Annotated in this window: 2 protein-coding genes; both read right to left on the reverse strand. The window is 38.3% G+C overall.

What is annotated here, in order from left to right; genetic code table 11:
- Nucleotides 1–47 precede the first annotated feature (47 nt).
- A complete protein-coding gene (locus E8K88_RS17900) occupies nucleotides 48–428 on the reverse strand; it encodes an Imm50 family immunity protein (RefSeq protein ID WP_136408023.1) in 381 nt (126 codons plus the stop codon).
- Nucleotides 425–812: HNH/endonuclease VII fold putative polymorphic toxin (locus E8K88_RS17905; RefSeq protein ID WP_205880132.1), on the reverse strand; the 388-nt coding region annotated here is incomplete at its 5' end. The genes E8K88_RS17905 and E8K88_RS17900, both read right to left, overlap by 4 nt.

The raw sequence follows: 812 nt of genomic DNA on the forward strand, positions 1-812 counted from the left end.
ACGTATCAAGGGTTGTGTTAGCCGCTCTTAGTCAGCGCTTAGGAATTTTATTCATTGAAGTAAGGCATTATGCCACCTATAGAGATAAACTGGCAATCCAAAGAGAGAATCCCTGCCTCACCACTTAGTTGGATATTACATATATTTTTTTCAATTTCAAGAAAATCTAATGAGCAAAAATTTTCGGTTGATAGTTTTTTAATCATTAAGTTGCTATAACTCAAGAATGAAAATACCAGCCTTGTCGAATTGCTTTTATTGCCCCTCCATGCCCTTGGAGGATTTTCAGGAAAAATATTTGGCAAGTCAAATGTTATGTAAGCATCATTACTCTTTATTGTCAATTCAATGAATATTATTTTTTTAAAGTTAGGATCTGAAGGAAAGAGTTTTCTGTAAAAATTTGAATGGACTAAGTATTCAATCATAGATCAAATGGGTAGTGTTCTTTTGTTCCTGGAACTTTTCCAGTTCGAGGATTGTTAGTTGGCCTTACGTTGAAGTGAGGGCCTTGATTGCCGATTCCATCTGGATATTGATGCCCTGCGCTATGCTCTTGAATAATAACTTTTTCCCCATTTGGTCTTGTGAACTCATACTCCCTGGTCATAATAGGCTTTCCATCAGGCCCTAGAATTTTATTTTTGTTTGAATCCGTCATACTGACAGAGCGGCTTTGGCCAAATAATCCGGTGCGAGTATCTTTAATCGTATCAGGGTGTTGACTCCTAGGAAATCCTGCATCCCGTTTTGCTTGATTAAATGCTCCATTGCGCCCACACCACCCCCAAGGATCAATCCAAGAAAGCGGA

Origin of the sequence: Lampropedia aestuarii (assembly GCF_004803635.1) — a bacterium.
In the GTDB taxonomy this organism is placed as follows: domain Bacteria; phylum Pseudomonadota; class Gammaproteobacteria; order Burkholderiales; family Burkholderiaceae_C; genus Lampropedia; species Lampropedia aestuarii.